This is a genomic window from Gordonia jinghuaiqii, assembly GCF_014041935.1.
Taxonomy (GTDB): domain Bacteria; phylum Actinomycetota; class Actinomycetes; order Mycobacteriales; family Mycobacteriaceae; genus Gordonia; species Gordonia jinghuaiqii.
This window is the reverse complement of sequence record NZ_CP059491.1, coordinates 3,620,466-3,643,322: the sequence shown is the minus strand read 5'-3', so window position 1 is coordinate 3,643,322 and position 22,857 is coordinate 3,620,466. Positions and strand designations below refer to the sequence as shown.

At 69.0% G+C, this 22,857-nt stretch carries 19 protein-coding genes; 11 read left to right on the top strand and 8 right to left on the bottom strand.

The annotated features are described in order from the left end of the window. Positions 1-47 precede the first annotated feature (47 nt). Both H1R19_RS16285 and dmpG read left to right on the top strand, forming a co-directional pair. Positions 48-1,022, top strand: coding sequence for an acetaldehyde dehydrogenase (acetylating) (locus H1R19_RS16285; protein WP_188327489.1), 975 nt, complete (start codon positions 48-50; stop codon positions 1,020-1,022). Beyond that, complete coding sequence (gene dmpG, locus H1R19_RS16280; RefSeq protein ID WP_188327490.1) at positions 1,019-2,059, top strand: 4-hydroxy-2-oxovalerate aldolase; 1,041 nt, start codon at positions 1,019-1,021, stop codon at positions 2,057-2,059. Before H1R19_RS16285 ends, dmpG begins: the two co-directional genes overlap by 4 nt. A 154-nt stretch (positions 2,060-2,213) precedes the next feature. Here the strand turns inward: dmpG and H1R19_RS16275 are convergent, their stop codons facing one another. Then, complete coding sequence (locus tag H1R19_RS16275; RefSeq protein ID WP_219849570.1) at positions 2,214-4,613, bottom strand: acetyl-CoA acetyltransferase; 2,400 nt, start codon at positions 4,611-4,613, stop codon at positions 2,214-2,216. A gap of 185 nt (positions 4,614-4,798) precedes the next feature. Here H1R19_RS16275 and H1R19_RS16270 point away from each other — a divergent pair, with 185 nt between their 5' ends. From H1R19_RS16270 to H1R19_RS16260, 3 genes are all read left to right on the top strand, one after another. Continuing rightward, positions 4,799-6,022 (top strand): acyl-CoA dehydrogenase family protein, encoded by a 1,224-nt coding sequence (locus H1R19_RS16270; RefSeq protein WP_219849569.1) that lies wholly within the window; start codon positions 4,799-4,801, stop codon positions 6,020-6,022. Positions 6,023-6,041: 19 nt separating this feature from the next. Continuing rightward, positions 6,042-7,328 carry a WS/DGAT domain-containing protein gene (locus H1R19_RS16265; protein WP_219849568.1) on the top strand — a complete coding sequence of 429 codons (1,287 nt, stop codon included), beginning with the start codon at positions 6,042-6,044 and terminating at the stop codon, positions 7,326-7,328. A gap of 106 nt (positions 7,329-7,434) precedes the next feature. After that, a complete protein-coding gene (locus H1R19_RS16260) occupies positions 7,435-9,216 on the top strand; it encodes an HNH endonuclease signature motif containing protein (protein WP_219849567.1) in 1,782 nt (593 codons plus the stop codon). Positions 9,217-9,260: 44 nt separating this feature from the next. Here the strand turns inward: H1R19_RS16260 and H1R19_RS16255 are convergent, their stop codons facing one another. Both H1R19_RS16255 and H1R19_RS16250 read right to left on the bottom strand, forming a co-directional pair. After that, entirely contained in the window at positions 9,261-10,232 is a 972-nt protein-coding gene (locus H1R19_RS16255) for a hypothetical protein (protein WP_219849566.1), read from the bottom strand. Between the two features lie 63 nt (positions 10,233-10,295). Further along, on the bottom strand, positions 10,296-10,877 hold the full coding sequence (locus H1R19_RS16250; RefSeq protein WP_219849565.1) for an HhH-GPD-type base excision DNA repair protein: 582 nt from the start codon (positions 10,875-10,877) through the stop codon (positions 10,296-10,298). Positions 10,878-10,980: 103 nt separating this feature from the next. Here H1R19_RS16250 and H1R19_RS16245 point away from each other — a divergent pair, with 103 nt between their 5' ends. Beyond that, positions 10,981-11,460 carry a hypothetical protein gene (locus H1R19_RS16245; protein ID WP_372631529.1) on the top strand — a complete coding sequence of 160 codons (480 nt, stop codon included), beginning with the start codon at positions 10,981-10,983 and terminating at the stop codon, positions 11,458-11,460. On the opposite strand, the gene H1R19_RS16240 is transcribed toward H1R19_RS16245, so the two are convergent. The 4 genes from H1R19_RS16240 to H1R19_RS16225 all read right to left on the bottom strand — a co-directional run bounded on the left by H1R19_RS16240 (position 11,417) and on the right by H1R19_RS16225 (position 15,479). After that, on the bottom strand, positions 11,417-12,169 hold the full coding sequence (locus H1R19_RS16240) for a lysoplasmalogenase family protein (protein ID WP_219849564.1): 753 nt from the start codon (positions 12,167-12,169) through the stop codon (positions 11,417-11,419). The genes H1R19_RS16245 and H1R19_RS16240 overlap by 44 nt on opposite strands. Continuing rightward, positions 12,166-13,428: a lipase family protein gene (locus H1R19_RS16235; protein WP_219849563.1), complete on the bottom strand. Its 1,263-nt coding sequence runs from the start codon at positions 13,426-13,428 to the stop codon at positions 12,166-12,168. The genes H1R19_RS16240 and H1R19_RS16235 overlap by 4 nt, the downstream gene beginning before the upstream one ends. A 78-nt stretch (positions 13,429-13,506) precedes the next feature. Further along, positions 13,507-14,409, bottom strand: a complete 903-nt coding sequence (locus H1R19_RS16230; protein ID WP_188327498.1) for a hypothetical protein — start codon at positions 14,407-14,409, stop codon at positions 13,507-13,509. A gap of 236 nt (positions 14,410-14,645) precedes the next feature. Next, a complete protein-coding gene (locus tag H1R19_RS16225; protein WP_219849562.1) occupies positions 14,646-15,479 on the bottom strand; it encodes an Rv1157c family protein in 834 nt (277 codons plus the stop codon). A 308-nt stretch (positions 15,480-15,787) separates the two neighbouring features. Here H1R19_RS16225 and H1R19_RS16220 point away from each other — a divergent pair, with 308 nt between their 5' ends. The 4 genes from H1R19_RS16220 (at position 15,788) to H1R19_RS16205 (ending at position 20,545) form a co-directional block, all read left to right on the top strand. Next, positions 15,788-16,879, top strand: coding sequence for a thiamine ABC transporter substrate-binding protein (locus H1R19_RS16220; protein ID WP_244970729.1), 1,092 nt, complete (start codon positions 15,788-15,790; stop codon positions 16,877-16,879). Positions 16,880-16,916: 37 nt separating this feature from the next. Continuing rightward, positions 16,917-18,524: an ABC transporter permease gene (locus tag H1R19_RS16215; protein ID WP_219849561.1), complete on the top strand. Its 1,608-nt coding sequence runs from the start codon at positions 16,917-16,919 to the stop codon at positions 18,522-18,524. Further along, entirely contained in the window at positions 18,521-19,594 is a 1,074-nt protein-coding gene (locus H1R19_RS16210; RefSeq protein ID WP_219849560.1) for an ABC transporter ATP-binding protein, read from the top strand. Before H1R19_RS16215 ends, H1R19_RS16210 begins: the two co-directional genes overlap by 4 nt. A gap of 72 nt (positions 19,595-19,666) precedes the next feature. Further along, positions 19,667-20,545: an EamA family transporter gene (locus H1R19_RS16205; protein WP_372631531.1), complete on the top strand. Its 879-nt coding sequence runs from the start codon at positions 19,667-19,669 to the stop codon at positions 20,543-20,545. A 4-nt stretch (positions 20,546-20,549) separates the two neighbouring features. On the opposite strand, the gene H1R19_RS16200 is transcribed toward H1R19_RS16205, so the two are convergent. Beyond that, on the bottom strand, positions 20,550-20,726 hold the full coding sequence (locus H1R19_RS16200; protein ID WP_188327503.1) for a hypothetical protein: 177 nt from the start codon (positions 20,724-20,726) through the stop codon (positions 20,550-20,552). Positions 20,727-20,912: 186 nt separating this feature from the next. Here H1R19_RS16200 and typA point away from each other — a divergent pair, with 186 nt between their 5' ends. Further along, on the top strand, positions 20,913-22,838 hold the full coding sequence (gene typA / locus H1R19_RS16195) for a translational GTPase TypA (protein ID WP_219849559.1): 1,926 nt from the start codon (positions 20,913-20,915) through the stop codon (positions 22,836-22,838). Positions 22,839-22,857 lie beyond the last annotated feature (19 nt).

Here is a 22,857-nt window from a genome sequence, read left to right as displayed (position 1 = left end):
CAGAACTGAACAACCCCAGAACTGAAGAACGTCGAATTGAGGAACACATGAGTGAAGAAGCGACATCCCGGTCGCCGCGCACCAAGGTCGCGATCATCGGGTCGGGCAACATCGGCACCGACCTGATGATCAAGGTGCTGCAGCAGTCGCAGTACCTGGAGATGGGTGCGATGGTCGGTATCGATCCGGATTCCGACGGCCTGGCCCGCGCCGCCGCCAAGGGTGTGCCCACCACGCATGAGGGCGTCGAAGGCCTTACGCGCATGGAGGGTTTCGACGACATCGAGATCGTCTTCGACGCCACGTCGGCCAAGGCGCACATCGCCAATGACGCCCTGCTGCGTCCGTTGGGCAAGCGGATGATCGACCTGACTCCCGCGGCCATCGGCCCGTTCGTCGTTCCCGCGGTCAACCTGGCCGAGAACATCGACGCCGAGAACGTGAACATGGTGACCTGCGGTGGTCAGGCGACGATCCCGATCGTCGCCGCGGTCTCGCGTATCGCGCCGGTCGCCTACGCCGAGATCGTCGCGTCGATCTCGTCGCGCTCGGCCGGCCCGGGTACGCGGGCGAACATCGACGAGTTCACCGAGACCACGTCGAACGCGATCTGTTCGGTGGGCGGTGCGCGCCGCGGCAAGGCGGTCATCATCCTGAATCCCGCTGAGCCGCCGCTGATCATGCGCGACACGGTGTTCTGCCTCGTCGACGCCCCGGACGAGGGCACCCACGACGAGATCAGGTCGTCGATCGAGAAGATGATCGGCGATGTCGCGGCGTACGTGCCGGGCTACCGCCTCAAGCAGGAGATCCAGATCAATCCGATCCCGGACGACCAGCCGGTGCACACGTTGCTGGCCGACGGCGCCGAGATCACCCCGACCCATCAGGTGTCGGTGTTCCTCGAGGTCGAGGGCGCGGCGCACTACCTGCCCGCCTACGCCGGGAACCTCGACATCATGACCTCGGCCGGCCTGCAGGTCGCCGAGCGGATCGCGCAGCAGAAGGACAACGCACGATGAGTGAGAACGCAACCGGCAGCAAGATCTTCGTCCAGGACGTGACCCTGCGTGACGGTATGCACGCCGTTCGTCACCGCATCACCCCGGAGAACGTCGGCAAGATCGTGCGCGCGCTCGACGCGGCCGGCGTCGACGCCATCGAGGTCGCCCACGGTGACGGTCTGGCCGGTGGCTCGCTCAACTACGGCCCGGGCAGCAACACCGACTGGGAGTGGATCGAGACCGCCGCGGCCAACATCACCAACGCGCGCCTGACCACCCTGCTCCTGCCGGGTGTGGGCACCATCGAAGAGCTCCAGCACGCCTACGACCTGGGCGTCCGCTCGGTGCGGGTGGCGACCCACTGCACCGAGGCCGACGTGTCGGCCCAGCACATCGCCAAGGCGCGCGAGATCGGGATGGACGTCTCGGGCTTCCTGATGATGAGCCACATGGCCGAGCCTGCGAAGCTGGCCGAGCAGGCCAAGCTGATGGAAAGCTATGGCGCCCACTGCGTGTACGTCACCGACTCCGGTGGCCGGCTGACCATGGACGGGGTGGCCGACCGGGTTCGGGCCTACCGCGACGTCCTCGACGCGGGCACCGAGATCGGTATCCACGCACACGAGAATCTGTCTCTGTCGGTGGCCAATTCGGTGGTCGCGGTGGAGAACGGGGTCTACCGAGTCGACGCGTCGCTCGCCGGACACGGTGCGGGCGCGGGCAATTGCCCGATCGAGGCCTTCATCGCCGTGGCGAACATCAAGGGTATGCAGCACGGCTGCGACCTGTTCGCCCTGCAGGACGCCGCCGACGACATCGTGCGTCCGCTGCAGGACCGCCCGGTTCGCGTCGACCGCGAGACGCTCACCCTGGGTTATGCCGGTGTGTACTCGAGCTTCCTGCGTCACGCCGAGGCGGCGAGTGCCCGCTACGGCATCGACGTGCGCAGCATCCTGCTCGCGGCGGGCGAGCGCAAGCTGGTCGGCGGACAGGAAGACATGATCGTCGACATCGCATTGGATCTCGCTGCCGCGGAGGTTGCGCAGGCGGGCTAGTAGTTCCTCAGAGACGAACGAGCGCAGCGAGAGTCACTCTCGCTGCGCTCGTTCTGTTTCGACCACCGGTGCGTGATCGTTGCGATTGCATACTCGGCCGCTGACATCACCCCGCCCACCCACCACCGTCGGGGCGGGCTGAGGTGTCAGCGGTTTAGCGGCCCTTCCACTCCGGCGTCCGCTTCATCACGAACGCCATGATGCCCTCGAGGGTGTCACCGCTGATGATCAGCGAGTCGAGCACCGAGCCGCTGGCGACGACCGCGTCGACGGTGTCGGTGATGGCGTCGGACTGCTCCATGGTGGCGATCGAGGCACGCACCGACGTGGGGGAGGCGGCCAGGATCTCCTCGGCCACGCCGCGCGCGGTCTCGAGAACCTTTCCGGTCGGGGCGATTCGGCTCACCAGACCCGCGGCGGCGGCCTCGGCGGCGGAGATCCGACGACCGGTGAGGATCATGTCGCGCGCCAGCGCCGGCGGAACCAGTCGCGGCAGGCGGACCAAACCACCTGCGGCGGCCGCCAATCCGACCTTCACCTCAGGCAGACCGAACGAGGCCTCTTCGTCGGCGATGACGATGTGGCAGGCCATCGCGATCTCGCAACCGCCGCCGAGGGCGAAACCGTTGACTGCGGCGATGACCGGCTTGGGCAGGCTGCGGCGTGCGGTGAGCCCGGCGAAACCGTTCTTCGGCACCGACAGCGCAGCTGGGCTCGCGGTGGCCGCGAGATCGTTTCCGGCCGAGAATGCCTTGTCGCCCTTGCCGGTCAGGATCGCGACCCAGAGATCGGGGTCGGCGAAGTAGGCGTCGAAGACGGAGTCGAGTTCGGCGTTGGCGGCCGGGTTTAGTGCGTTGCGGGCGTCCGGCCGGTTGATGGTCACCTCGAGCAGGCGGCCGTCGCGCCGGATCTCGATGTGCTCGTAGGAATCCCGGAACGCCGGAGCGATCGCCGGGTACTTGGCCGACATCGCCTCCTCGGTGAGCTTGACACGGTTGCCCTTGTCGAAGGAGCGCACCACGATCGGGGTGCCCGCGGGGTCGTCGGAGGTGAGCAGTAGCTCGAAGAACTCGTCGTCGTCGGAATCGAGATTCGCCACGAAGCGGGCACCGAGGCCGTCCGGTGCCGTGGCGTCGACGAGGCGACCGACCACGACGCCTGTCCGCTTTCCGCTCTTGCTCGGGATGACCGTGTACGTCTCCAGGATCGCGGCGCCGTCGGCGTCGGCGATGGTCGGCACGGTCGGCACCGCGTCGAGCGCGGCCTGCACGTCGGCGCTGGTGTCGGGCCGCCACGGTGCCGGCGTCGTCGAATAGATCCCTGCGGCGTGCTTGCTCATGACCCCGCCGTTGGCGATGACGAGTCCGAACTCGCCCGGCGATTGCCTTACGCGCGAAACGATTTCGGCGATGGCATGCATCGAGTAGTTGTTGCCGGGGCCGCCGAAGAAGGGCAGGCCGCCGGTCACGGTGAGGCCGCGCGGATCGTCGGGCGCGATGCCGAGCCCGTCGAGGATGTTGAAGACCGCGATGGGGAAGCAGCTGTAGATGTCGAGGACCGAGATGTCGTCCAGGCCGATCCCGGCGACCTTCAGCGCGTGACGGACCGCGGCCGGGGCAGCCGGCGCCGAACCCAGGTCGGGGCGTGCGAGTGACGTGCGTTCCACCGTCGCGGCGTGGCCGTGCAGGAACACCCACTTCGACGGGTCGATCCCGGCGGCCTGCGCGGCGCGTACCGACATCACCACGACGGCCGCGGACTGATTGACCTGATCGCGCGCCACCACGTAGCGGGTGAACGGGTCGGCGACCACGCGGTTCTCCGCGGTGGCCGTGACCAGCTCGGCCGCGGCGCGGACGGTCGGGGCCGCCGAATGCGGGTTGGCCGCGGCGACCTCGGTGAACGGGGCGAACAGCTCACCCATGGTGGCGATGTAGGCATCGCGGCCCAGGCCGGTGTTGTGGCGTCGGGCATTTTCCAGCAGCGCGTACTGCGGGATCACCGAGGCGAGACCGTGGCGCATCTCGGCGACGGTGATGATCCCCTTGAGACCGAATCCGCGGTCCTCGAGCTGACCGCCGACCTCCTCGGCGAAGCTCGGCCGTTCACCCTCGGGTTTGGCCATCAGATGACGCACCGTCGACATCACCTCGACGCCGAAGATCACCGCGGCCTCGGAGTCGCCGGCGGCGATGACGCCGGCGAGCTCGGTGAGCATGGTCTGCGGGGTCTGACCGCCGGTGACGGCCTGCACGGCGCGACGAGGATCGACCCCGACCCGCGAGCCGACGGCCCGAGGCATGTTGTCCGGCCGACCCAGCGGCGACGACGACAGCGGGCTCGAGATCTCGAAGGAGCGGATCGCGGCGATCGTGTCGATGGTCGAGGCGATGTCGGATGCACCTGCGTCATCGAAGGCGGCTGTGACGGCGCGCGCCGCGAGGTCCGCTTCACCGAGCGCTTCGTACCCGGGATCGGTCAGACGCTCCGAGGCCTGTCCGACGCCGACGACGACGGGGGTGTTCGGATCGAGATCAGCGAGCGAAGTGTGCATACCAAACATTGACACACGCCGTGACGGGGGTCTCATCGGAGGTCGCCCACGCTCTGCCCCAGCGCGAGTGTGAGGGCGGGCGCCCCCGAAACGAAGTTTGCGTTCAGCGCGGTTCCAATCGTGGTCGGTGGGCCTCGCGACGACGACACTTCTCGCCGAGAAGACTGCGATCGAAAGGAACATCGATGACGTCCACCCTGCCCACCAGCGCCTCGTCGGGAACATCTGATGAACGGCTCGACGAGATCTTCGCGCCGATCTTCGCGCGCATCGCGGAGGGTGCGGTGGCGCGCGAGGACGACCGCCGACTGGCCCACGACGAGGTGTCGTGGCTGCGGGACGCGAAGTTCGGTGCCCTGCGTGTGCCCGTCGAGCTGGGCGGCTACGGGGCGTCGGTGCGCCAGCTGTTCCGGTTGCTCATCGATCTCGCGGCCGCGGAGTCGAATCTGCCGCAGGCGCTGCGCGTGCACTGGTCCTTCGTCGAAGATCAGCTGACAGCGCTGCCGGACCCCGAAGCAGAACGCTGGCTGCGGAAGGTCGCCGAGGGGACGCTGGTGGGCAACGCGATCACCGAGCCGGGGGTCGGCGCCATCGACCGCTACCAGACCCGGCTGACCTCGGATCCCGACAGCTCCGACGGCGGCTTCCGGCTCGACGGCACCAAGTACTACAGCACCGGCAGCCTCTACTCCGACCACATTCTCGTCGCCGCCGACCGCGACGGGGAACGGGTCTCGGTGCTCGTCGACGCCGACGCCGAGGGCGTCACCCAGCACGACGACTGGGACGGCTTCGGGCAGCGCCTCACCGCCAGCGGCACCACCGAGTTCACCGGCGTGCAGGTGCCCGCCGACCGCGTCCTCGGCGCGGGCTACGGCGCCCCCGGCCGCACCTATGCGACGTCGTACCTGCAGCTCGTCCAGCTGGCGGTGCTGGCGGGCATCGCCGCCCGGGCCACCGACGACGTCGTCGGGTGGGTGCGCGACCGCACGCGTACCTTCACGCACTCGACCGCCGACCTGCCCCGTCACGACCCGCTCGTGCAGCAGGTCATCGGCCGGGTGTCGGCGGCCGCCTACTCCGCTCGCACCATCGTGCTCGACATCGCCGAGAAGCTCGACCGTCTCGCCCAGACCGGTTGGGACAACGAGGAACTCCTCGATCTCGTCGAGTTCGACGTGGCCCGCGCGCAGGCCGCGGTCATCCCGAGCGTCCTCGACGCGGCCACGCAGCTCTTCGAGGTCGGCGGTGCGTCGATCACCTCCGAGCGTCTTCGCCTCGACCGGCACTGGCGCAACGCGCGGGTGATCTCGGTGCACAACCCGCTCATCTTCAAACTGCAGGCCGTCGGCGATCACATCCTCAACGGCACGGACCTGCCGTACGCCTGGAGTGCCGGCACGAAGTAGCCTCGCTACGCTGGCGGCCATGCACAGGATGGCCGCAGACGACGCCGCGTCGTACTGGATGGCGCAACGCATCCCCGACGACCAGTTCCTGCTGTATTGCTTTGCCGCACCTGATGTCTCACTCGGCGAATGCGGTGAACGGCTACTCCGCCGCGCGAGCCGCGTCGACGACCTGTGCCTGCGCGTCCACGACGTCCCGGCCTCGGCCGACCGTCCGTACTGGATCGCCGCGCACCCCTCATCCGGGCAGGTTCGTGTCGATCCGACGATGCGGACGTGGTCGTCGTGTCTGGAACGCGTCGCCGACCTCATCGACGAACCGCTCGTACCCTCGGCGGCGGCGTGGCGCCTGCACCTGTTCGGCCCGGTGACCGGCGCGCCGCGCAGTACGGGTCCGGTTGTTGTTGTGGTGCTGCAGATCTCCCACGCGCTCGCCGACGGACGACGGGCATCGCAGATCGCCCGCGAGTTGTTCGCGGCGTCTGCCGTCGAGAAGTCCCGTCCGCGGTCACGTATGCCGGGGATACTGCGGGACGTCGTGACTTTCACCGGCGGCGTCCTGCGATTCCCCGGCGAGTTCCTGACGACGGCCCGCCGCGGTGTCACGGCGGCGCGTGCACAGCGACAGGGTGATCCGCCGCGTCCCGGCTTCGCGTTGACGACCCTCAACAGACCGGCCGGCCGGCGCCGGATGTTGCGCGTGATCGTCGTCGACCGGGCGGCGCTGACCCGAGGCGGTCGATCCGTGACCGCCGGCGCACTCACCGCGATCTCGGTCGCGCTGCCGCACTACCTGGGAACTTCGCCGGGCCGGCTCGGCGTCGAGTTGACGATCGGTCGATCCGGGAAACCGCATGCGCGTAATCACTTTCGCAATGCCGGTATCGACCTGCACACCGAGGTCGACGACCTCGACGAGCGGGCGCATCGCATCGGTGCCGAGATCGACCGTGCCCGCGTGCTCGAGGCCGATCCGGTGCAGATCGCGCAGCGTCGAGCGTCGCAGGCCACCCCGGCGATCCTGACCCATTGGGGGATAAGGTCATTCGATCTCGACATCCAGCCCGAGTCGGTCACCGGTGTCACCGTGGTCTCGTCGGTGAACCATGGAGCGCCCGACATGGACCTCGACGGCGGCGAGATCCTGTTCACCGCCGGGTTTCCCTCGCTGTCGCCGCTGCAGGGCCTGACGCACGGCGTACACGGCATCGGCGACAGGGTCGCGGTGTCGGTCACCACGGGTCCCGACGTGATGGGCGATGTCGATCGATATGTGGAGATACTGACGCGGGCGTTGAGGGCCTGAGGCGATCAGACCGTCGAGTGCGGCGTTCTTGTCGGTGGTCGGGTCTACCTTGGTGTTATCGGATGACCGGTCAACCAGACCGGGCCACAGCACTTTCGGAGTTCCCGTGACGGCATGGACCGATCTACCCGGCGAGTTCATCGCCGGTATCGATCGTGCCCGGTCGGCCCAGTCCGACACCACAACCCACATGGCCGCCCTGGGTGCGATCCGGGCCGGGGAATCCTATCTCGCCTGGTGTCGTTACGACACGATCCTCATCTTGTGTGACCGTCTGTTCACCCCCGCCGCAAACAGCTACATCACAGATGGTTTCGCCGACGTGGTGGCCCGTGTCGGCCGGGAAGCCGCGATCACCCGCTACCAGGCAGAGCTACTCGTCAACGAAGCACTGTGCCTTCGCGACCGGCTACCGCACGTGTTGGCCACGTTGGGTGAGGGCATCACCTCCCGCACACAGGTGCAGGACATCATCGCCCGCACCAACCTGGTCTGCGACGGCGACCGGCTGGACCCCGACGATCCCGACAGCCGGCCGATCATCGCGGTCCTCGACGAATCGATCGCCGACCTGCTCCGTAACCGGGCCGGGTCGTGGTCGACGACCGGGCTGCGGGACATGGTCGACCGCCTGGTGCTCGGCTGCGATGCCGACGGGGTACGCGAACGCCGCCGCGAGGCACTGGACAAACGTGGCATGTGGACTCGTACCCTGGCCGACGGCACCGGTGAGATCACCGGGGTGATGGCCGCGGAAAACATCCGTATCGCGGCCACAGCCGTGCGCGCGTTGGCCGATGCAGTCTGTGCCGACGATGGGCGCACCCGCAGCCAACGTAGCTCCGATGCCATGTTCGCCCTGCTGACCGGCACCGGATTCGAGTGCCTGTGCGGTCGAGATGACTGCACCGCCACCATCCCCGACCCGAGTTCGGTGGACAGATCAGTGAGTACCGAGGTTGTCATCCACGTCGTCACCGACGCCGCCACCCTGGCCGGGGCCTCCGGACCGGGATGGGTGGATGGTCACGGCGTCATCTGCGACGACCACGTCCGTGACCTCGCCGCCCGCAAGGACGCGGTCATCAGGCCCGTCACCCCGGTGCGGACACCGCCGACAAGCATCGTCGCCGCCGACCGCACGACCAACACCGACGACACCGACGACACCTCGAGAACAGAGCATCTCGCTGCTCCGCAGCCGAAGTCGTATGCACCGGAACCGGAACCGGAACCGGAACCGGAACCGGAACCGGAACCGGAACCGGAACCGGATCGGGGCACCGAGCGTGATGGTGTTGTGGTGGTGTATCCGGGTTCGCAGCCGGGCGATCCGTATCGGCCGACCGCGTCGTGTGTCGATTTTGTGCGGGTGCGGGACGGTTATTGCACCGAGCCGGGTTGCACGCGGTCGGCGTTCGACGCCGATGTCGATCATGTCGTCGAATACGATCGTGTCTTTCCGCGTCAGGGCGGGAAGACGTCGAGTGAGAACCTCAACGCGAAATGCCGGGCCGGGCACCTGCTGAAAACTCATGGCGACTGGGTGGATGTGCAGTACCGTGACGCCGACGGGCGCCTGGTCACCGAGTACGTCACCCCTGAAGGGTTCACCATCCCTGGCGAGGCGGAAACCCTCGAAGATCTGTTCCCGAACCTGCGGCGTATCCGTTTCGAACAGGCCTCCCAAGCCCCGCCGTCACCGCGCGTGATCGGGCCGGACCGCACACCGCGTCCCACCACCGACCGCACCGCCGCCAAACACGCACGGCGGCGGGCCGAGCGTGCCCGCAACAAGGAACGTCGCGAGGCATTGCAGGCCGAGCAGGCGGACCGGGCAGAGCGGGTGTCCCAACCCGCGCCGGCAGACGGGAAGCCGCCGTTCTGACGGCGCTGTTCCGACGGCGGTGTTCCGACGGCGCAGGCTAGGGTTTACGGCCTCGGGTAGCCGTTGGTATCGGAGGGGGCGGCGTTGCCGCTGCCGTTGCCGCCGGTGCCCTTGGCGCCGCGGGTGAGTCGTTTCGGGAGCCTGTCGGCGAGCCCACCGAGCGGTGCGACCGTCTGATTGAGCAGGTCGACGGTCTCGGCGAGTTCGTGGACGGTGTCCTGCATCGCCAGCAGATTGGGGGCGAGCTGCCCGATAACCTCGGTCAGTTCGGTGATCCGGTCGAGCGGTCCACCCGGCGCAATTGCGCGTTCGACGGCGCCGTTGTCGCCGAGCAGCTGATCGAGGAGCCCGTCGTCGTCGGCGAGACGGTCGAGGATTCCGCCGGCCGCCGTGACCTTCTCCAGCACTCCGTCCGGTGCGGTGAGTTTGTCGACGATCCCGCCCTCGGAGGTGAGACGTTCGAGGATGCCCTCGTTCTCGGTGAACTGGTCGACCACGCCGCCGGGCCGGGTCAGCCGATCCAGGGGCCCGTCCCGCGCGGTCAGCCGCATCAGGATGCCGCGCTCGTCGGCCATCTGGTCGAGCAGACCGCCCTTCGCGGTGAGCTTCTCCAACGGGCCGTCGGGTGCGGTGAGCCGGTCGACGACGCCGTTGGGATTCAGCAATCGTTCCAGCGGACCACCATTGGCGAGGATGCGGCCGAACGGACGGTCCGGCCCGAGTAGCTCCGACAACTGGTTGAGCAGGGCGAGCGGCGTGCGCGCGCTGCCGAGCTCGTCCACGTCGACGCCGACGGCCTGGGCGAGCTCGTGCTGCACACTGCTGGCCGTGATCCGCGCGATCGTGACGGCAGACTCGGCCGCGCTCAGCACCACACCGGTCACCGCGAAGCCGAGCCGGAACGGCATCTCGACCAGGGCGCGACCCGGCTCTGCCACCGCCGGCCTGCGACGGTCCGGGCGGCGCCGATCAGAGATGGGCCGATCAGAGACGGGCTGATCAGGGAGGGACTCCATGGTGTCCGACACTAGGCCACCCGATCGCGATGAGTGGACAGGCTCGGCGGAATCGTGACCCGGCTACGCCGAGTCCGCGTCCTTGCCGGCCTTCGCGGCTTTCGCCGCCTTCTTGAAGTCACGGACCTTCTGCAGCGAGTCCGGGTCGGTCACGTCGGCGACCGACCGGTAACCCTTCTTGCTGTAGTCGCCGGCAACTGTGGTCCAGCCTGACAGCTTCACATCGAGTTGTTTGGCGACGAGCGCGACGAAGATCTTCGCCTTCTGTTCGCCGAACCCGGGTAGCGCGCGCAGCCGAGCCATCAGGTCGGCGCCGCTGCTCGCCTCGGTCCAGATGCGGGAGGCGTCGCCGCCGTACTCCTCGGCGACGACCTTCGCGAGCGCCTGCACGCGCCCGGCCATCGAACGGCCGTAGCGGTGGATCGCCGGGGGAGTGGAGCACAGATCGGCGAAGGCCTCCGGATCGGCGTCGGCGATCTCGACGGGGTCCATCGTGCCGAAGCGGTCGCGGATCTTCGCCGGACCGGCAAAAGCGCGCTCCATCGGGAACTGCTGATCAAGGAGCATCCCCGTCAGGAGGGCGAACGAATCGGTCGAGAGGAGTTCGTCGGCCGCGGCGTCCTGGGCGATCTGGATCTTCGGCATGGGTTCGATTCTGGCAGACGCCGGAGGTGTGCCGCTCTAGACTGCCCCCATGGTCAGCGGGGAGAGCAGCAGGCGGCGGGGAATGCGTGTCGGGACCGTGTCGATGGTCCTCGGCATGGTGACGGGAATGGTGGTCGGGATGGTGACGGCGGCGTTCGGCGCCGGCACCGCGGTGGCCGTCCCGGCCGAACCCGAGCCGAACTACGTCACGACCCTCGTCTGTGACAGCGCCAATCCGTGGCCTGCCGGACCGATCAAGGTTCGCGTCGACGTGTTGAACCAGATCCGGTTCCCCGCCGACGGACTGCCCGGCCCGGCCATTGCGCTCATCGGCACCGATCGCGCCAAACGCGTCGCGCTCGAATACACCTACGACGTCGCGGTGTCGTGGCGCAATCTCCGTACCGGGCGGACCGGCGTGACGAAGGTCCCCGGACGCGGGTTCACCGTCAAATGGCAGGTCGACCTGCATCCGGGGAGTGGGCCCGTCGTGTTCACCATCAGGCAGAAGATCGGCGCACTGGCCTTCAGCCCGATGGTCAACCCGCAGTATTCGACGTGCCGGGGACGCGCGGTCGCGTGACCGCCGGATCGGTGAGTCCGCCGACAAGCAGATATTGCGCGGCAAAGTAACTCGCCAGCACCCAGGCCTCACCGGCCACGCGGAGCCGTGGCTCGGTCACCAGATGGCGGCGATTGATGATCGCGAGATCCGACAACAGGAAGGCCCAGCCACCCGCCCGCATCCGCGGTTGCGGTCCGGGCATGTCCGACGCCAGCGCCGACATCGTCGCCAGGGTGTTGCCGTAGCCGCCGAGAACCGGCAGCAGACCGGGACGATTCCGGGCCAGTACCGTCGCCGACTCGGCGAGGAGGGCGACGCGGGGCGCCATCGTCGCCACCGACGGCCGGGCGCCCGCCCGCCACATCGTCGCGGCGTAGCTCAGCTGGGCCCCGGCGAACAACGTTGCGCCCCAGCGAAGGTAACGGTCCTTCGCGTCGAGCCCGGCGGTGCCGGGGGTCGGGGACCCGGACTCTGGGGACTCAGACGCGGGGGGCTCGAACTCCTCGGCGAGCATGAGCCGGTCGCCCGCCATCGAGAAGCCGAGAATGCCGGCCAGCGCCGCGTTCTCGGCGACTCCGCGACGTTTGGCACCGGCGACGGTGTGTGCCGCCAGGATCAGCATCGGCAGGGGTTTGGTGATCGCTGCCGCGCGCCGCGGACCCAGCGCGCCGGTGACCGTGGCGGCCGCAGCCGCGGCCACATAGGCCACCGAGAGCGCAGGCCTCATCGAAGGATGCGGGTGAAGAACGCGCGGATGTCGTTGTCGGAGTACTGATCAGCCTGCGACTCGGCGAAGGTGAAGTAGATTCGCGCGTCCACCTGACGATCGGCGACACGACTCTCGTTGAGGTACTTCAACGTCAGCGGGACGACCACCGAGGTGTCCTGAAGCGCCTGGGTCATCATGACCGGCCGGCTGAAGCCGGCGGTCGGCAGCGCGGTCGCGCGGTTCAGTAGGCCGGTGAGTTCGGTGTTGCCCGACAGCGGCTTGCTGAACAACGACCCGATCGCCAGACCGTCGACCTCACGCCTGAGTTCGGTGACACAGTTCTCGGCGGCATTGGCCAGCCACTGCTTACCGGTGTCGGTCAGGTACGACGCGACATCGATGTCGGGCCGCGCATTGCGGATGGCGCTCAGCGTGTACAGCGCGTCGGTCGCCAGCCCGGCGGGCATCGCGGTCGAGGACGGCCCGAGATTGGCCACGAGCGAACCGAATTCGGCCGGGATCGACGTCGCTGCCGCGCCCTTGAAGTCGAGCGCGTTGCCTTGCAGGCGGGGCGCCAGACGCGCCAGCGTGATCGCCGCGGCGGCACCCTGACCCTCGCCGACGACGGCCCAGGACCGGGACAGGTTGTCGCCGATGTCGCGCGAGGCGCGCACGGCGTCGACGATGTTGCGGGCCGTGGCCTCCAGGTCGTAGTACTGCGGCGTGCCCGGGGTGCCGACGCCGGCGTAGTCGGTGCTGACCACGGCGTAGCCGCGTTCCAGCCAGCGCCGCATCTCGACGGTGTCGTCCTTGATCGGGCGCGACGACGGCGCGCACTTGTCGGCGATGCCGCGTGAGCCGTGCGCCCAGGCGACGATCGGCCAGCCACCTGCGGGGGCGCGACCGGTGGGGATCATCAGCACGCCCGACGACAGATGTGCCTTGTCGTCGGCGCCGGTGCTCCAGTAGGTGAAGTCGTTGCCCGAGGCGGCGCCCGGGAGCATCCGTGCCCGGGACAGTTCCCGGTTGGCGTAGACCACGCCCGGTGCCTGGCCGGGGCCGCGTGTATCGATGGTGCCCGCGTTGTCATCGGCGGGTGCGCCCGGCTCGGCCGGCGTCGCGGGGGTGGGGGAGGAGGTGCCCGGTCCCGGTGTGGGAACGGCCGCGGCCGGCGCGGTGGCTGCGAGGCCGCCGGCCATCATCAGTGCCGCGACCAGCGCGACGGTGCGGGTGACGGGGGCACTCCGGCGTGCGGAGGTGGTGCCGTGCGTGTTCATGTGTCGTCTATTCGTTCTGTGTCGGCCGGTGGTGTCCCGGCCGACGGCGTGGATGAAATGCGTTGCGTGAGCCGCTGATCAGGCGTTGACGATGCCGACCGCGGGGAGGAACCAGCAGTTCTGCGCACCGTTCTGCGCGGTCCCGAAGACGGCGGACAGGATGGTGCCGTTGCCGGTCTTCACCGGGGCGAGGCGGACGCCGGACAGCAGTGGCAGCGCGGTGAGGGCGGTCTTGTCGGAGATCGGTGCGAGGTCGGCGAATCCGCCCTGCAGGGTGCTGGTGTTGAACCAGGCGACCTGCATCTTGCCGCCGCTGCCCGCGGTGGGGGAGGCCGGCACGAAGGCGTAGGCCGTCTCGCCCTTGTCGACGAGATTGAGATTCTCCGGGATCTTCACGCCCGGGATCATGTCGAGCAGCGGCTTGAGCCCGGTCAGCGGATCGGTCTTCATCGGCCACGGACCGGCAACGGCCCCCGCACCCGCGGTCACGAGCCCGAGTGGGTTGTTCGCGGTCGGCGCCGTACAGAACGGTGCCACCGACGGGGTCAGCGTCTGGATGCCCAGGGTCTTCAACAGGGCGGTCGGGTCGGTCGTCGCGGCGGGTTGCGGTTTCCCGTCGGAGACGGGCTTCGCCTCGGAGACGGGCTTCGCGGCCGGCAGCGGCAGTGCGCCGGCCCGTCCGACGACGTCCTCGACCGACAGCTGGCCGGCGCTGCCCATGACCGCCTGGGCGGCCTGCAGGGCCATCTGGTCGACCCCGGCGGCCTTCAGCATGCGCACGGCGCCCGCGAGCTCGGCGTCGAACGGGATGGGCGGGAAGGTGATGATGTTGGAGGGGATGAGCGGCTCGGCCGAGGCGGGAGCGGGCGGCGTCGCGACCAGTGCCGCCGCCGCGATCGTCACGCCGACGATGCCTGCGCCGCAGCGCTGGATTGCCCGCCGCCCGAGGGCGGGACGCGCGAATCGGGACGAGATGGACATGGCTCTCCTTTGGACAACCCAACACCCCGCCACGTGTGGCGGGTGTGACAGATGGGACTTGTGTTAAAGAGACCACGAGTGGGACAAGCCGGGCAAGTCGCGAGTCCGACCTGTGACATGGGCGCGACCGGGGAGATACCGACATAGCGGACGACCTGGGCATTCTGAGCCGGCACGGAAACAAGACGGCACCCCGGCGCAGGGCCGGGGTGCCGTCTTCTGTGAGAGGGAAAAGGTCAGATGATGGCGAGACCGATCACCGGGACGATCGTGCAGGACACGACCTCGCCCTTCGTCTTGGTGGTCACGTTGCCGTGGATGGCCGAGATGACGCGTCCCTTGCCGGTCCGCGCGATACCGGTGAAGGTGCCGGGGCCTTCCTTCACGTTGATCTTCGCGTTGCGCTTGAGCTGGGTGGTGCCGGTGCGGCCGGTGTCGACGTTGAACCAGCTGACCGTGAGCGGTGCGGCTTTGTTGTCGATGGCCGGGCCGGTGCCGAGCGAGGTGTAGACATAGCCGCTCTCGCCGCGCTTGGGGCCGGGGGCGGGTGCCTCCTGCGGGCCGGCGGTGACCAGGGCGCGTCCCAGCGAGCCGCCGCCGGGGATGCAGCCGAGGCCGAACGTCGGGTACAGGAATTCCTGGATCTTGGGCGCATTCGGGCCACGCGGGATCTCCGGGTCGCCGGGCTTGGCCTCGGCGGCCAGCGTGCGCGTGACCTGCTTGCGGCCGGGCTCACCGAGGAAATCGGCGATCGAACGCCAGATCTTGGTGACCTCGGGCGGCATGCCGGGAGTCGTCGCGAAGGTCTCGGCCTGCTTGAGGAGTGCCACCTCGATCTTGCCGTCCGGTCCCGGGGTGGCCACCGAACCGATGATCGCGGGAGCGAACGCGCCGAGCGAATCCAGCACGCGCTGATCGATCTTCGGAGCCGGGGCGGCCTGCGCGGCGACCGGCAGTGCGAGGGAGGTGGCGGCCGCGAGTGCCGACGCGGCGACGAGGAGGCGAGCGGCCCGGGGTCGATGAGCTCGGGAACTGCCGGATCGCAACCTCAGTGGCCGGGTGAAACGCACTGGTGTGTCCTATCGGTCGTGGCGCCGCGTCTGCGTGTGAAGACAGCCTGTGTGCGCCTCGTGGTCTTGTCGTCCGCCCGGGTATGAGGTCCAGCGGACAGTCGATCATCCCACCCGGGTCGTCGCGGGTCATTCTAAGCCCCCGTCAGGCTCCAATGTCCAGGCACCGGCAGTGTTACGGGTGTGATTGTTGTGGTTATTGATGAAATTGTTACTGAAGTGTCGTAGAGGGTGACGAGTCGTGCCCTGATCCGGCACCTGGTTGGATGAAGTGGACGGCAGGGCAGACGCGGTGTGAGGAGACTGATGTGACTGAGCAGCCGACCGGTGCCACCACCGGTCGCCGACGCCGGAAATTTCCGCCCCAGGGGTTTGGGCGCCGGGGGCTCGGGCGAGGCCTGGTCCTCATCGCGACCGCCGCGATGGTCGTGACGGGGAGTGCCTGTGCCGACGGGTCGACCTCGGGCGGCGAGGTCACGCTGCTCACCCACGATTCCTTCGACCTGCCCGAGTCGGTGATCGACTCCTTCCGTCAGGACACGGGTCTCACACTGAAGATCGTGAAGTCCGGTGACGCCGGACAGCTCGCGTCGACGGTGTCGCTGACACCCGGTGCCCCCAAGGGTGACGCGGTGTTCGGCATCGACAACACCTTCGCCTCCCGGCCCATCGACGCCGGGGCTCTCGAGTCCTACGCCTCGCCCGCCGCGGCCGGCGGTGCCTCCGAATACGCCGTCCCCGGCGCGACCGACCAGCTGACGGCGGTCGACCGCGGCGACGTCTGCCTCAACATCGACAACGCCTGGTACGCCTCGCGGTCACTCACCCCGCCGGCGACGTTCCGGGACCTGACCAAACCCGAGTACGCAGCTCAGGCCGCCCTGATGGACCCGGCGACCTCGTCGCCGGGAACCGCTTTCCTGCTCACCACGGTCGGGGCGCTCGGCGACGGTTGGCAGGACTACTGGAAGCGGGTCGGCGCCGGGGGCGCGACGATCGTCTCCGGCTGGGAGATCGCCTACAACCAGTTGTTCACCGCGGGTGAGGGCCGCGGCGACAAGCCGATCGTGTTGTCCTACGCGTCGTCGCCCGCGGCGACCCCGGACACCAGCGCCCTTCTCGACAGCTGCTTCCCGCAGGTCGAGTACATCGGCATCCTCAAAGGCACCCGGAACTCCACCGGCGCACGCAAACTCGTCGACTTCATGCTGAGTCCGACTGTCCAGGAGGCTCTTCCGGAGTCGATGTACGTCTACCCGGTGCAGCGCGACACCCCGCTGCCCGAGGGCTGGCCCGCGCGCGCGGCGGTGCCGTCCTGGATGTCGTCACTGCCGCCGTCGGTGATCGCGGACAATCGCGAGATGTGGCTCGACCAGTGGCGTGCCGCCGTCGGCAGGTGACCGTCTGGTGACGCGTGCCGGGACACGAGTCTGGCCGATGACGGGCCGGATCGCGCTACGGCTGATCCCGGCACTGTTCATCGCGGTGCTGTTCGCCTGGCCGGTCGTTGCACTGATCCGTCGCGCGATTCGCATCGCCGGCGAATCCGGTTCGGGTCTGGCCGAGCTCCTCGAGCGCACCGACGCCCTCAGCCTGCTCGGGGTGACGCTCGGGCAGGCGGCCGCCTCCACCGTGCTCGCGCTCGTCGCGGCCGCGCCGATCGCGTGGCTGTTCGCGCGGGTCCGGGGAACCACCGCGGTCGTCCTCGCCGTGGTGGTGACGGTGCCCTTCGTGTTGCCGACGGTCGTCGTCGGCGTCGCCTTCCGGTCGTTGCTGACCGGTCCGCTGTCGTTCCTGCACATCGAGTCCGGGCTGCCTGCGGTGCTGGCCGCCCACGTGTTCCTCAACGTCGCCGTCGTCGTGCGTGTGGTGGGCGCGGCCTGGCGCACTCTCGACCCCCGGCTCGTCGAGGCCGCCCGGTCACTGGGAGCGGGTCGCCTCCGGGCGACGATGACGGTGGTGGTGCCCCGGCTGGTGCCCGCGATCGCCGCCGCCGCCGCCCTGATCTTCCTGTTCTGCTCCACCAGCTTCGGCGTCGTGATCATCCTCGGGGCCGGCGAACTGCGCACCCTGGAGACCGAGATCTACACCCAGGCCATCGGCTACTTCCGAATCCCGGAGGCGGTGGCGTTGTCGATGCTGCAGATCGTCGTCGTCGTCGCGGCGCTCCTCCTCACGCGCGTGTTCACCGATTCGGCCGGGTCGGGTTCGGCGCGGGGCGGACAGCGCCGGTCGGCACCGACCCACGGGCGGTGGGCCCGGCCCGCCGTGCTGGCGGTGAGCGTGTGGACCGCCGCGCTGCTCGTCGCGCCGGTCGTCGTGCTGATGCTGCGGTCGGTGCGCCCCGTCGCCGACGCCGGGTGGACGCTGGCCGGTTACCGCGCGCTCGCCGATCCGGTCAACGGAGTGACCCCGCTCGAAAGTCTGCGATACTCGCTGGTGACCGCGGCGGCGGCGACCGTCATCGCCGTGGTCGTCGGGACGCTTGCCGCGGTGGCCCTGCATCGCTCGCGTGGCCTCATCAGCGCGATCGGCTCGGCCATCTCGATGGTGCCGCTCGGAATCAGTGCGGTCACCCTGGGGTTCGGGTATCTGATCGTGCTGGCCACCCTGCCGTATGAGATCGCGGCGTCACCCGCGGTGATCCCGCTGGTCCAGGCGCTCATCGCGATCCCGGTGGTGATCCGCATCATGCTGCCCGCGCTCGAGTCGGTGCCCGTCCGCCTGCGTCAGGCCGCGGCCACCCTCGGCGCGCGTCCCGCCCGGGTCTTCGCCACGGTCGATCTGCCCATCATCGGGCGATCGGTGGGTGCGGCTGGCGGCTTCGCCTTCGTGATGGCGCTCGGCGAGTTCGGGGCGACGAGCTTCCTTGCCCGGGCGGACACCACCACGCTGCCCGTGCTCATCGGGTCGACACTCAACCGGCCCGGCGCCGACAACCTCGCGACGGCGATGGCAGCATCGGTGGTCCTGGTCCTCGCGACGACGGTCGCGGTGATCGCGGTCGAGGCATCGCGCCCCCGCTCGGAGGTGCCTTTGCTGTGACATCGCAACCGGGACAACAACAGCACGGGGTCATCGAGATCTCGGACCTGGTCGTCTCCTACGGCAATGAAGCCGTGATCGACGGTCTGTCGTGGCGCGCGGGCGGATCGGGGGCGCTGGTGACCGCGATCCTCGGTCCCTCCGGATGCGGCAAGTCGACGCTGATCCGCGCGGTCGCCGGCCTCGAACGTCCGGTGAGGGGCAGCGTGCGCTTCGACGGCGCCGACCTCGCCGGCGTCGAGGTCCACCGCCGCGATTTCGGCGTGGTGTTCCAGGACGGACAGCTCTTCGGCGGAAGCGTCGCCTCCAACATCGGCTACGGATTGCGGATGCGCCGCTGGTCGAGGCGACGGATCGCCGATCGTGTCACCGAACTGCTCGACGTGATCGGCCTCCCCGGCTACGAGAAACGCCCCGTCGACACCTTGTCGGGCGGTCAGGCGCAACGCGTGGCCCTCGCCCGGGCACTGGCGCCCCACCCGCGGCTGCTGTTGCTCGACGAACCACTCGCCGCCCTTGATCGTCGGCTCAAGGATGAACTGGCCGTACAGATCTCGGAAATAGTGCGAGCATCCGGTGTGCCCACGCTGGTCGTCACCCACGATCACGCCGAAGCCGCGACCATGGCCGACGAGATCGCGGTCATGCGCAACGGTGCGATGGTGCAGACCGCGGCTCCCGCAGTGCTGTGGCGGCGGCCCGCCGACGAGTGGACCGCTCAGTTCCTGGGCGCCACCACCATCGTCGACGCGCAGATCCGTACCGGTGTCGCCGACACCGTGCTCGGCGAGATACCCCTCGACCTGCCCGACGGTTCCCGACGCCTCGGGTTGCGGCCCGAATCGGTCGAGGTCTACCGGGCGGGCGGCGACCCCGACTCCGACTCCGACTCCGACTCCGCGGGAATGGATGCCACCGTGATGCTCGTCGCGGAACTCCCGGCCGGTCCGCGGGTCCGCATCGACACCGTCGTCGGCGAAATCGACGCCATGGCAACCGATTCGGTTGCCATCGGGGACCGGGTGCGGGTGCGACTGGTGCCCGAACGGGTCGCGGTCATCGGATCGTGAGCCGGGACCGATCGTGAACCGGGACTGTTCGTGAACACCGCGCGCCGGGACCTGCTGCTCCCACCGGGTCTGATGGTGATCGGTGCGACGTCGATGTACCTCGGCGCCGCCGTCGCCGTCGGACTGTTCGACGAGATCTCGCCGGTCGCCGTCGCCTGGCTGCGGATCGCCGGAGCGGCTCTCGTACTGCTGATCTGGGTGCGTCCGCCGCGGGCGGCATGGCGCCCGGACCGGCTGCGCCTGGCCGGGAGCTTCGGCCTGATCACCGCGGGCATGAACATCTCGTTCTACGAGGCACTCGCGCACCTCCCGCTGGGCACGACCGTCGCGTTGGAATTCCTCGGCCCGATCGTGGTGGCGGCCCTGGGTTCTCGGACACGACGAGATGTGGCTGCGTTGGCGCTGGCGACGGTCGGGGTCGTCCTCATCGCCGACGTCCGCTGGTCGGGGACTCCGTTGGGGGTGACTCTCGCGTTGACCGCCGCTGCCTGCTGGGCCGGCTACATCGTGCTCGGCAAGCGGGTCGCGGCCCGCGGCGCGGGCGTGGAGGATCTGGCGACCGGTTTCGTCGTCGCCGCACTGATCACCTCACCGCTCGCCTGGTGGGTGGCCGAGGCGGTGCGCGAGGGGGCGTCGCTGCCCGTGGTGCTCGGTCAGGGGCTGGTCCTGGGACTGGCGTCGACGGCGGTGCCCTACGCGCTCGACCAGATCGTGCTGCGGCGGGTGGGTCAGGCGCGTTTCGCGCTCCTGCTGGCGCTGCTGCCGGTGACGGCGTCGGTGATCGGGCTGATCGCGCTGGGCCAGGTTCCCCGGCCGCTCGAGGCGGTCGGCATCGCGGCGGTCGCGCTCGCCGTCGCTGTGCGGTCGGTCGACAGAGACGCGGAGGGGTCGGTCGACCGGGACGCGGAGGGGTCGGTCGACCGGGACGAACAGGAGATCCCGCCGGGCTGACGGCTCAGGCCGCGCGCGCCTTCTTCAGGGCTTTGTGAAGTTCCTTCTTCGACATGTCCGAGGTGTCGAGCTTGCGCATCCGGTGGATCACCACGGGGCAGCGCACGCACCGTGTGGAACTCTTGCAGCACTTCTTCTTGGGCTTCAGAGAGCCCACTTTCGCCGCGTCGACCTTGCCCATATCGCGAGGTTAGCAGACCCTAAGTCGGAGCGTTTCGGGAGCTGTGATCGCGGTCTCACCGCCAGAACCGATACTCTGTCACCTTGAATCCCTAGGTGATCTGCTCGAGACACCGGTCAGGGCTGTTCGGCCGTGCGCCGAGCGCCGGCCGCCGATGCCGATCGCCAACCACATGAAAGAGAGCCTGTGAGCGCTGTCCCCACCTTCCGCAACGTCGCGATCGTCGCACACGTGGACCATGGAAAGACCACCCTCGTCGACGCCATGCTGCGCCAGTCCGGCGTCTTCGGTGAACGTGCCGAGGTCGTCGACCGGGTGATGGACTCCGGTGACCTCGAACGTGAGAAGGGCATCACCATCCTCGCCAAGAACACCGCGGTCCACCGGCGCCAGCCGGATGGCACCGAGGTGGTCATCAACGTCATCGACACCCCCGGCCACGCCGACTTCGGCGGTGAGGTCGAGCGCGGCCTGTCGATGGTCGACGGTGTGGTGCTGCTCGTCGACGCCTCCGAGGGCCCGCTGCCGCAGACCCGCTTCGTGCTCCGCAAGGCGCTCGCCGCCGAGCTGCCGGTCATCGTGGTGGTCAACAAGACCGATCGTCCCGACGCACGCATCCAAGAGGTCGTCGACGAGACGCAGGATCTGCTCCTCGACCTGGCCTCGGACCTCAGCGACGAGGCGGCCAAGGCCGCCGAGCTGGTCCTCGAACTCCCGGTGCTCTACGCATCGGGTCGTGCGGGCAAGTGCAGCACCATCCAGCCCGCCAACGGTGAGGTCCCGGCGGGGGAGAACCTCGACGACTTCTTCGACGTCCTGCTCGAGCACGTCCCGGCGCCCAAGGGTGACCCGGAGGCCCCGCTGCAGGCGCACGTCACCAACCTCGACGCGTCGGCCTTCCTCGGCCGCCTCGCGCTCGTCCGCATCCACAACGGCACCCTCCGCAAGGGTCAGCAGGTGTCGTGGTGCCGTGAGATCGTCAAGGAGGACGGAACAGCGGAGCCGGTCGTCGAGCGCGCCAAGATCACCGAACTCCTCGCGACCATCGGCGTCGAACGCGCACCCGCGGAGTCGGCGTCGGCCGGCGACATCGTGGCCGTCGCCGGTATGCCGGAGATCATGATCGGCGACACCCTGGCCGACCTCGAGAACCCGCAGCCGCTGCCCCGGATCACCGTGGACGAGCCGGCCATCTCGGTCACCATCGGCACCAACTCCTCGCCGCTCGCCGGCCGCGTGTCCGGTCACAAGCTGACCGCCCGCATGGTCAAGCAGCGCCTGGACTCCGAACTGGTCGGCAACGTGTCGCTGCGCGTGCTCGACATCGGTCGTCCGGACGCCTGGGAGGTCCAGGGTCGTGGTGAGCTCGCGCTCGCCATCCTGGTCGAGCAGATGCGTCGCGAGGGTTTCGAGCTCACCGTCGGCAAGCCGCAGGTGGTCACCCGTCAGGTCAACGGCAAGGTGCACGAGCCCTTCGAACAGCTGACCATCGACGTGCCCGAGGAATACCTCGGTGCGGTCACCCAGCTGCTGGCCGCCCGCAAGGGCCGCATGGAGCAGATGAACAACCACGGCACCGGCTGGGTCCGGATGGAGTTCATCGTGCCCTCGCGTGGCCTGATCGGTTTCCGAACCGACTTCCTCACCGAGACCCGCGGCACCGGTATCGCCAACGCCGTCTTCGACGGCTACGACGCCTGGGCCGGCGAGATCCGCGCCCGCCACACCGGCTCACTGGTGAGCGACCGCGCCGGCACGGTGACCCCGTTCGCGATGATCCAGCTGGCCGATCGCGGCACGTTCTTCGTCAACCCGGGCGACGACAGCTACGAGGGACACGTCGTGGGCATCAACCCGCGCCATGAGGACCTCGACATCAACGTCACCCGCGAGAAGAAGCTGACGAACATGCGTCAGTCCTCGGCCGACGTGATGGAGACCCTGGCCAAGCCGATGCAGCTCGACCTCGAGGCGGCCATGGAGTTCTGTGCCGCCGACGAGTGCGTCGAGGTGACACCGGAGGTCGTGCGGGTGCGTAAGGTGCACCTGGACTCGAACACGCGTGCACGCGAGCGTTCGCGGGCCAAGTCCCGGGATGCCGCTGTCGGCTGAGTGCGTCCGCAGGCCGACC

What these genes read in the sequence shown, in the direction of transcription:
- H1R19_RS16285 (WP_188327489.1), top strand. Translation starts at nt 48, where the DNA reads ATGAGTGAAGAAGCGACATCCCGGTCGCCGCGCACCAAGGTCGCGATC.
- dmpG (WP_188327490.1), top strand. Translation starts at nt 1,019, where the DNA reads ATGAGTGAGAACGCAACCGGCAGCAAGATCTTCGTCCAGGACGTGACC.
- H1R19_RS16275 (WP_219849570.1), bottom strand. Translation starts at nt 4,613, where the DNA reads ATGCACACTTCGCTCGCTGATCTCGATCCGAACACCCCCGTCGTCGTC.
- H1R19_RS16270 (WP_219849569.1), top strand. Translation starts at nt 4,799, where the DNA reads ATGACGTCCACCCTGCCCACCAGCGCCTCGTCGGGAACATCTGATGAA.
- H1R19_RS16265 (WP_219849568.1), top strand. Translation starts at nt 6,042, where the DNA reads ATGCACAGGATGGCCGCAGACGACGCCGCGTCGTACTGGATGGCGCAA.
- H1R19_RS16255 (WP_219849566.1), bottom strand. Translation starts at nt 10,232, where the DNA reads ATGGAGTCCCTCCCTGATCAGCCCGTCTCTGATCGGCCCATCTCTGAT.
- H1R19_RS16250 (WP_219849565.1), bottom strand. Translation starts at nt 10,877, where the DNA reads ATGCCGAAGATCCAGATCGCCCAGGACGCCGCGGCCGACGAACTCCTC.
- H1R19_RS16245 (WP_372631529.1), top strand. Translation starts at nt 10,981, where the DNA reads ATGGTCCTCGGCATGGTGACGGGAATGGTGGTCGGGATGGTGACGGCG.
- H1R19_RS16240 (WP_219849564.1), bottom strand. Translation starts at nt 12,169, where the DNA reads ATGAGGCCTGCGCTCTCGGTGGCCTATGTGGCCGCGGCTGCGGCCGCC.
- H1R19_RS16235 (WP_219849563.1), bottom strand. Translation starts at nt 13,428, where the DNA reads ATGAACACGCACGGCACCACCTCCGCACGCCGGAGTGCCCCCGTCACC.
- H1R19_RS16230 (WP_188327498.1), bottom strand. Translation starts at nt 14,409, where the DNA reads ATGTCCATCTCGTCCCGATTCGCGCGTCCCGCCCTCGGGCGGCGGGCA.
- H1R19_RS16215 (WP_219849561.1), top strand. Translation starts at nt 16,917, where the DNA reads ATGACGGGCCGGATCGCGCTACGGCTGATCCCGGCACTGTTCATCGCG.
- H1R19_RS16205 (WP_372631531.1), top strand. Translation starts at nt 19,667, where the DNA reads ATGGTGATCGGTGCGACGTCGATGTACCTCGGCGCCGCCGTCGCCGTC.
- H1R19_RS16200 (WP_188327503.1), bottom strand. Translation starts at nt 20,726, where the DNA reads ATGGGCAAGGTCGACGCGGCGAAAGTGGGCTCTCTGAAGCCCAAGAAG.